The sequence below is a fragment of the Streptomyces turgidiscabies Car8 genome (assembly GCF_000331005.1).
Classification (GTDB): Bacteria; Actinomycetota; Actinomycetes; order Streptomycetales; family Streptomycetaceae; genus Streptomyces; species Streptomyces turgidiscabies.
Genome location: NZ_AEJB01000237.1, coordinates 1 through 8,088, shown reverse-complemented (window position 1 = coordinate 8,088; position 8,088 = coordinate 1). Strand labels below are relative to the sequence as shown.

The 8,088-nt window shown below is 71.3% G+C and carries 5 protein-coding genes and 3 pseudogenes; 3 read left to right on the top strand and 5 right to left on the bottom strand.

Annotation, left to right across the window (positions count from 1 at the left end; genetic code table 11):
* Positions 1–188, top strand: a pseudogene (locus tag STRTUCAR8_RS53725) (hypothetical protein); the annotation flags it as partial.
* 24 nt (positions 189–212) lie between these two features.
* On the opposite strand, the gene glgC reads toward STRTUCAR8_RS53725, so the two are convergent.
* From glgC to STRTUCAR8_RS15785, 3 genes are read right to left on the bottom strand one after another with little or no spacing between them, the layout of a single operon-like run.
* Entirely contained in the window at positions 213–1,433 is a 1,221-nt protein-coding gene (gene glgC, locus STRTUCAR8_RS15795; protein WP_006376778.1) for a glucose-1-phosphate adenylyltransferase, read from the bottom strand.
* A 53-nt stretch (positions 1,434–1,486) separates the two neighbouring features.
* Complete coding sequence (glgA, locus tag STRTUCAR8_RS15790) at positions 1,487–2,656, bottom strand: glycogen synthase (protein ID WP_006376783.1); 1,170 nt, start codon at positions 2,654–2,656, stop codon at positions 1,487–1,489.
* A 37-nt stretch (positions 2,657–2,693) separates the two neighbouring features.
* On the bottom strand, positions 2,694–3,437 hold the full coding sequence (locus STRTUCAR8_RS15785) for an IucA/IucC family C-terminal-domain containing protein (protein WP_006376782.1): 744 nt from the start codon (positions 3,435–3,437) through the stop codon (positions 2,694–2,696).
* A 227-nt stretch (positions 3,438–3,664) separates the two neighbouring features.
* On the opposite strand from STRTUCAR8_RS15785, the gene STRTUCAR8_RS15780 reads away from it, so the two are divergent.
* Entirely contained in the window at positions 3,665–4,780 is a 1,116-nt protein-coding gene (locus tag STRTUCAR8_RS15780; protein ID WP_006376779.1) for a DMT family transporter, read from the top strand.
* On the opposite strand, the pseudogene STRTUCAR8_RS55650 reads toward STRTUCAR8_RS15780, so the two are convergent.
* Positions 4,770–5,495 (bottom strand): annotated as a pseudogene (locus STRTUCAR8_RS55650) (M23 family metallopeptidase); the annotation flags it as partial. The gene STRTUCAR8_RS15780 and the pseudogene STRTUCAR8_RS55650 sit on opposite strands and share 11 nt — an antisense overlap.
* A gap of 168 nt (positions 5,496–5,663) precedes the next feature.
* Positions 5,664–5,825: pseudogene (locus tag STRTUCAR8_RS55645) on the bottom strand (transglycosylase family protein); the annotation flags it as partial.
* 467 nt (positions 5,826–6,292) lie between these two features.
* Between STRTUCAR8_RS55645 and gndA the strand changes: the two are divergent.
* The gene (gene gndA, locus STRTUCAR8_RS15770) at positions 6,293–7,732 is read left to right on the top strand and encodes an NADP-dependent phosphogluconate dehydrogenase (protein ID WP_006376777.1); all 1,440 of its coding nucleotides are present in this window, start codon (positions 6,293–6,295) and stop codon (positions 7,730–7,732) included.
* The last annotated feature ends 356 nt before the right edge of the window (positions 7,733–8,088 follow it).

Genomic DNA, 8,088 nt, shown 5'->3' with positions numbered 1-8,088 from the left:
GGCCCGCTGGAGTCAGCCGGGGCCGTGTCCCGGATCCGTTCCTCGCCGGCCGCCCCGATCCGCGCCGCACCGCGCACGGTCACCTCGGGGCCGTACGGCAACAGCCCGTTCGGCGCACCGCGCCGGCCCCGGACATGCCGTCGGCCCCGGTGAGCACGGGCTCACCGGGGCCGACCGCACGGGTGTAGGCGTGGCCATACGCCTATCCGGGGCTATGACACGTGCTGGCCCTTTCCGAGGCCGATCACGCCGCCCTTGGAGACGGTGTACAGGTCGGCGTCCCGCTCCGGGTTGACGCCGATCGTGGCGCCGGGCGGGACCTCGACGTTCTTGTCCAGGACGGCCCCGCGCACGATCGCGCCCCGTCCGACGCGCACGTTGTCGTGCAGGATCGACCCCTGCACCACGGCGCCCGGATCGACGCGCACCCCGGGCGAGAGGACCGAGCGCGAGACCTGGCCCCGGATCAGGCATCCCGCGCTGATGATCGACTCGCTGGCGATGCCGCCGGCGTTGAAGCGGGCGGGCGACAGCTGGCCGGAGTGGGTGTAGACGGGCCAGTCGCGGTTGTAGAGGTTGAAGGCCGGCCGCTCGGCGATCAGGTCCATGTGGGCGTCGTAGTACGCGTCGAGTGTGCCCACGTCCCGCCAGTAGCCCTGGTCGCGGGTGGTCTCGCCGGGGACGTGGTTCCCGCTGAAGTCGTACAGCTGGGCCTCGCCCCGGTCGGTGAGCGAGGGCAGTATCGAACCGCCCATGTCGTGCACGGAGTCGCCGTCCTCGGCGTCCCGCTGCAGGGCCTCTATCAGCGCCTTGGTGGTGAAGATGTAGTTGCCCATCGACGCGAACACGCATCCGGGGTCGTCGGGCAGACCGGGCGGGTCCACGGGCTTCTCCAGGAAGCCCTGCACACTCTGGCCGTCCGAGCCGGGACTGATCACGCCGAAGGACGACGACTCGGCGCGCGGCACCCGTATTCCCGCGACCGTGACCCCGGCGCCGCTCTCGATGTGCTGGTTGAGCATCTGGCGGGGGTCCATGCGGTAGACGTGGTCCGCGCCGAACACCGCGACGTAGTCGGGCTGTTCGTCGTGCACGAGGTTGAGCGATTGGAGGATGGCGTCGGCACTGCCCAGATACCAGCGCGGGCCCAGGCGCTGCTGGGCGGGAACCGGGGTGACGTAGTTGCCGAGCAGACTGGACATCCGCCACGTGGTGGTGATGTGCCGGTCCAGCGAGTGCGACTTGTACTGCGTGAGCACGCAGATGCGCATGATGTCACCGTTGACGAGGTTGGACAGGACGAAGTCGACCAGGCGATACGTTCCGCCGAAGGTCACCGCCGGTTTCGCGCGGTCCGCGGTCAAGGGCATCAGGCGTTTGCCCTCTCCGCCCGCCAGCACGATCCCGAGCACAGAAGGCCCACCACGACGCATCGCCGCTCCCCTCACCGTGGTTGTGCACGATGCTTGCCCGTACGCCGGTCGGGCTAAGCCTGTTGACCTTGTTTGATGATCTCCTCATAGAGCCCTACCGTCCGCCGGGCCACCGCGTCCCAGCCGAACTCCCCCACCGCGCGCTCCCGTCCGGCGTCCCCCATGCGCCGCGCGGCCTCCGGATCACCGATCACGGAGTCCAGGGCACGCGCGAGGTCCGCCTCGAACACTCCCGAGTCGTCGTCCAGGGACACCAGTACCCCGGTTTCCCCGTCCTCCACCACCTCGGGGATACCCCCGACCCGCGAGGCCACGACGGGAGTTCCGCAGGCCATCGCCTCCAGGTTGACGATGCCCAGGGGCTCGTACACCGAAGGGCAGACGAACACGGCGGCGTGCGTGAGGAGCTGGATGACGTCCGGGCGCGGCAGCATCTGCGGGATCCAGAAGACGCCCTCGCGTACGGCGCTCAGCTCCTGGAACAGTTCGCGGAACTCCCGGTCGATCTCCGGGGTGTCGGGGGCGCCCGCGCACAGCACGACCTGGGCGGCAGGGTCGATGTCCCGTACCGCGCGCAGCAGATGGGGCACGCCCTTCTGGCGGGTGATGCGGCCGACGAACAGGACGTAGGGCCGGTCGGGGTCGACGCCGATCCGGGTGAGGGCGTCCGTGCCGTGGTCGGGCTGGTAGAGGCTGGTGTCGATGCCGTTGTGCACGACGTGGACGGTGGCCGGGTCGAGGGCCGGGTAACAGGCGAGGATGTCCTCGCGCATCGCCCCGGACACGGCGATCACGGCGTCGGCGGCCTCGATGGCGGTGCGCTCGGCCCAGCTCGACAGGGCGTATCCGCCGCCGAGTTGCTCGGCCTTCCAGGGGCGCAGGGGCTCCAGGGAGTGCGCGGTCATCACGTGCGGCACGCCGTACAGGAGCTTGGCGAAGTGGCCGGCCAGATTCGCGTACCAGGTGTGGGAGTGGACGAGTTCGCGGCCTTCGAGGGCGGCGGCGATGGAGAGGTCCGTGGAGAAGGTGCGCAGCGCGTCGTTGCTCCCGTCGAGCGCCGGCCAGGACCGGTGCCGGATGACGCCGACGCCGCGGCCCTCACCCCAGCAGTGCACCTCCAGGTCGGTGAGGGCGCCCAACTCCCGGGCGAGGAACTCGACATGGACGCCCGCGCCACCGTACACATCCGGCGGGTACTCCCGGGTCAACAGGCCCACACGCACCCAGAACTCCCTGTCTCGGCGATTGGTTCCCACATGGTCACCCAGATGCGGCGTCCGGGGAAGACCATGGGGTCCTGGTGAAGCAGCAGTCGCCGCAGATCCCGCCTCCCGGCACCCGGTAGTAGAGGCAGCAGCTGCGCCGTCGGAAGGCGGTGCCGGTGAGCGTTCCGGTCGGGGCGAGGCGGGGGTGGGTGAACAGTTCGGCGGCCAGGGCGCGGGCCCGGGTGCCGGCGTCCGTGCCCGCCCCGCGCGTTCCGCTCGCCCAGCGGTCGAGTTCGCGGGCCGCGCCGGCCAGTGCCGAGCCCGCGTTGCCCCACAGCAGGCCCTCGGCGACGCCGTACCGGGCGTGCAGGGCGGCCGTGAGGGGCTCCAGGTGCCCTCGTACGACGAGGCCCGCGATCGTCGCCGCGTCGGCCGCCCGGGGGCGTACCGCCGACAGCCACAGGTCGTCGGGGGCGGACGCGGCGGCGTCCCAGTGGAGCAGACGCGGATCGAGGTCGGGGAGGCTGCCGTACAGGACGGCGCAGCCGAGGGCGACGGACCACAGCCGGGCCGCGAGCGCCTGTTGGGCGATCGACGCGGAAACCCGCAGTTCAGAGACAAGGAGACGGTCCGCGACCGTTCGAACACGAAAAGTTATCGAATCCGCGTAAACGTCCTCTCCACGATGTGCGTACGCCTGCGCGAGTGTCGGCGGCGGGTCGGCGGGGGCTCCGGCCGTGCGTAGTACGAAGAAGCCGCCGAGTGGTCGGAGCGCCGCGAGATCGGGGTCGAGGTCCACGAAAGGCAGTAGTACCAGGTCGGGCGGGAGCTGTGCGCAGCCGCTCGGCCCCCGCGTCACCCACCCTGGGGAGGACGTGCGCGGCGGCGTACTCCATCGGCAGTAGGACCCAATGGATGCTCTGGTACGACGACATGGCGCCCGCGAGGGGGGATCGTAGTGACCATGGAAGCCGACCGTTCGCCGCACCGGGCCCCGCGCCCTCGCCGCACGCAGAGGAGTTGCTCATGAGCGCCCTCGCGTTGTCCATCCTGCTGTCGCTCGTCTCCGCTGTCGCCTACGCGGGCGGGGCGATCCTGCAGGAGCGGGTCGCGGACTCCGAACACGGCACGTCCTACGCGCCGATGCGCAGGCCGGTCTGGTGGGCCGCCGTGGCGTTGAACGGGTTCGGTGGAGTGCTGCACGTGGTGGCGCTGGCCTTCGGCCCGCTGAGCGTCGTCCAGCCGATGGGCGCGCTGACCATCGTGTTCGCCCTGCCGATGGCGGCCCTGTTCGTGCGCCGCAAGGCCGGGGCGGCCGCCTGGCGGGGCGCGATCATGGCGACGCTCGGACTCGCGGGTCTGCTGTCCCTGGTCGGCACGTCCGAGGCGCAGTCCCTGGGCACCACCGAGCGCGTGCTGGTGGCCGTGTTCACCGGCGCCGCGGTGGTGACGCTGATGGTGGCGGCCCGCGCCGCGCACCGGCACCCGGCGGTGCGCAGCACTCTGCTCGCGGTCGCGTCCGGTATCGCCTTCGGTATGTCGTCGGTGTTCACGAAGGTGGTCGCCGTGGACTGGTCCGGTGGCCTCACGGCCGCGGATCTGCCCTCGCTGGCCCTGATCGCCGTCCTCGGCGCCTCCGGGCTGCTGCTCTCGCAGGCGGCCTACCGGGGCGGTGGCCTCACGGCTCCGCTCGCGACACTGACGGTCGTGAACCCGGTGGTGGCGGCGGCGGTCGGCATCACGATGTTCGGAGAAACCTTCCGCTACGGCACCACGGGCACCATCCTCGCGCTGAGCTGCGGAGTGGTCGCGGCCGGCGGCCTGATCCTGCTCACCACCGAGCGGCTGCAGCACGGCACCCACGCCGACGCCCACCCGCTGCCCTCCGCCTTTCCTGCCCCTGCTTCCGCTGCTTCGGCACTCCCGGCACCGGTACCGGAGCTGGCAGGTGCCGGGCACGAGGAGACGGCGACGGTGACGGAGGAGCCCGTCCGGACGATTCTGACCGCCGCGGTCACGACGGCGCCCCCGCAGGACGCGCCCGACGAGGAGCCCCTCCCCTACGGAGCCTTCTACGGCATCCCCTACGTGCCGATCCCGATTCCCGCCCGGGACCGGCACCGTTTGCGGGTCAAATCCTGACGCCTCCGGCCCGGAGATAGGCCACCGGGTCGATGTCGCTGCCGAAGCCGGGCCCCGTCCGCACCTCGAAGTGCAGATGCGGGCCCGTGCTGTTGCCCGTGGAGCCGGACCGCCCGATGCGCTGCCCGGCCGACACCGACTGTCCGGCCCGCACGGAGATCGCGGACAGATGGGCGTACTGCGAGTAGCGCCCGTCGGAGTGCCGGATCACCACCTGGTAGCCGAACGACCCGCCCCAGCCCGCGTCGACGACCTCGCCCACCCCGACCGCCCGGACGGAGGTGCCGGTGGGCACCGGGAAGTCGACGCCCGTGTGGTAGCCCTTCGACCAGGAGGAACCCGCCTTGTGGTAGGGCGTCCCGGTCGCGGCGCTCACGGGCGAGGTGAGCGTCGTGGTGGTCGTGGTCTTGGGGGCCTGGGTCGCCGCGGGCCTCTCGGTGGCACGCGAAGGAGCCTTCTCCGTGCGGGACTTGCGGGCGGGCTCAGCGGTGACGGGGGCGTGGGGTGCGGCCTTCGTACGGAGGTTCAGTCGCTGACCGGGGACGATCAGGTCCGGGTCGGCGCCGATCGTCCTGCGGTTGCCGGCGTACAGGCGCTGCCAGCCGCCCTTCACCGAGCGGTCGTCCGCTATGCCGGAGAGGGTGTCGCCGTGCACGACCGTGTACATCTCGGCGGTGCCCGCCTGGGACTGGGGTGTGGTCTGCGGTTTCACGTCACGGACGGTCCGCTGCGACTTCCGTTCCACGCCGACCGAGTCGCCAGGGCCGCCCGCGGGGTGGATGTCGGGGGTGTCGCCGCCCCGGGTGAGGCCGGCGCGGACGGAGCAGGTGGGCCAGGCGCCGGGGCCCTGCGCCTTGAGGACCTTCTCGGCCACGGCGATCTGCTGGTCCCGGGTGGCCAGATCCGCGCGCCCCGCGTAGACGGTGCCGCCGTACGCCTCCCAGGTGGACTGGCTGAACTGGAGTCCGCCGTAATAGCCGTTGCCGGTGTTGATGCTCCAGTTGTTCGTCGACTCGCAGGCGGCGACCTTGTTCCAGGTCGCCATGTCCGCCGCGTCCGCCACTCCGGCGCCGACCAACGGGAGCGCTATACCCGCGCCACCTGCGGTGACGGTGAGAGAGGCGCGGTTGATCCTGTTCGGTTGGTACCGGCGGTGCTTGCCGCGAACGGCCATGGAAGAGCCCCCTCACCTGTGCCAGGAGCCGCAAAAGTAAACGCTGCGAACAGGCCACACAAGCGGCAAACCAGCCTCTGTACGGCCGAAGTACGTCTGCGGTGAGGCCGAAGTGACCGGGAATACGCACCGGTTGCGTGAATGCTGAGGCAGGTGGGGGTTCTGGTGCGTATCTGCGTACGCAGGAACGGCGAACCCGGATGTGCGGTCGGCGTACGGGCACGTCAGGATGGTCCGAAGGACAATACTGACGAGCACGACACGCGACGCGTTCGGCACAGCCGATTCCAGGACCCACCGGCACCACCGTTTTCCAGGACCCACTAGGAGTCATCCGCATGAGCAACTCAGCCCAGATCGGCGTCACGGGACTCGCGGTGATGGGCCGCAACCTCGCCCGCAACTTCGCGCGCAACGGCTACACGGTCGCGCTGCACAACCGGACAGCGGCGCGCACGCACGCCCTGGTCGAGGAGTTCGGGACCGAGGGCGACTTCATCGCGGCCGACACCGCCAAGGAGTTCGTGGCCGCGCTGGAACGGCCGCGCCGTCTGGTCGTCATGGTGAAGGCCGGTGAGCCGACCGACGCGGTGATCCAGGAGTTCGCCCCGCTCCTGGAGCCCGGCGACATGATCATCGACGGCGGCAACGCGCACTTCGCGGACACCCGGCGCCGGGAGCGCGACCTGCGCGAGCAGGGCATCCACTTCGTGGGCATGGGCGTGTCGGGCGGCGAGGAGGGCGCGCTGCTCGGCCCGAGCATCATGCCGGGCGGCCCGGTCGAGTCGTACGACTCCCTCGGTCCGATGCTGGAGAAGATCTCCGCGAAGGCCGAGGACGGCACCCCCTGTGTGTCCCACGTGGGCCCGGACGGCGCCGGCCACTTCGTGAAGATGGTCCACAACGGCATCGAGTACGCCGACATGCAGCTGATCGGCGAGGCGTACCAGCTGCTGCGCGACGTCGCCGGGTACTCCCCCGCGCAGATCGCCGACATCTTCCGCACCTGGAACACGGGCCGTCTCGACTCCTACCTGATCGAGATCACCGCCGAGGTGCTGTCGCACGTGGACGCGGCGACGGGCAAGCCGTTCGTCGACGTGGTGGTGGACCAGGCCGAGCAGAAGGGCACCGGCCGCTGGACCGTGCAGATCGCCCTCGACCTGGGTGTACCGGTGTCGGGCATCGCCGAGGCGGTCTTCGCCCGCTCACTGTCCGGGCACGCGGCGCTGCGCGAGGCCTCGCGCGGTCTGGCCGGCCCTAAGGCGACCCCGCTGAGCGAGTCGGAGGCGGCGGCGTTCGCCGACCGCGTCGAGCAGGCGCTGTACGCGTCGAAGATCGTGTCGTACACGCAGGGCTTCCACGAGATCGCGGCGGGTGGCGCCGAGTACGACTGGGACATCGACCTCGGTGCCGTCTCCGCCCTCTGGCGCGGTGGCTGCATCATCCGGGCGGCCTTCCTGGACCGTATCCGCGCCGCGTACGACGCGCGGGCGGACCTGCCGAGCCTGCTGTCCGACGACACGTTCGCGCAGGAGATCGCGGCGGCGCAGGACGACTGGCGCGAGGTGCTGGTCGCGGCGACGCGCCAGGGTGTCCCGACGCCGGGGTTCGCCGCCGCCCTCGCGTACTACGACGCGCTGCGTGCGGAGCGGTTGCCTGCGGCGCTCACGCAGGGGCAGCGGGACTTCTTCGGCGCGCACACCTACCGGCGCACGGACCGCGAGGGTGCGTTCCACACCCTGTGGGGCGGCGACCGGTCCGAGGTCACGGGCTGAGGCTCCGCGGAACGGGCGGATGCTTGACCGCGGGTCCGTGGGGGTTTTCGCGCAGTTCCCCGCGCCCCTCAGGGGGCTCGTGAGGGTGGTCCGAGGTGACGGCCGCGCCCCTTAGGGGGCGTGACGGTGGGCCGAAGTGACGGGCTGCCGGGGCGCTCTGCGGGTGCGCCGTTGTTTGCCGCGGGCCCGTGGGAGGCGTTCGCGCAGTTCCCCGCGCCCCTTAAAGGGGCGCGTGACGGTGGGCCGAAGTGACGGCTGCCGGGGCACTCTGCGGGGTGCGCCGTCGTTTGCCGCGGGCCCGTGCGAGGTGTTCGCGCAGTTCCCCGCGCCCCTTAAAGGGGGCGCGGGGAAGGGTG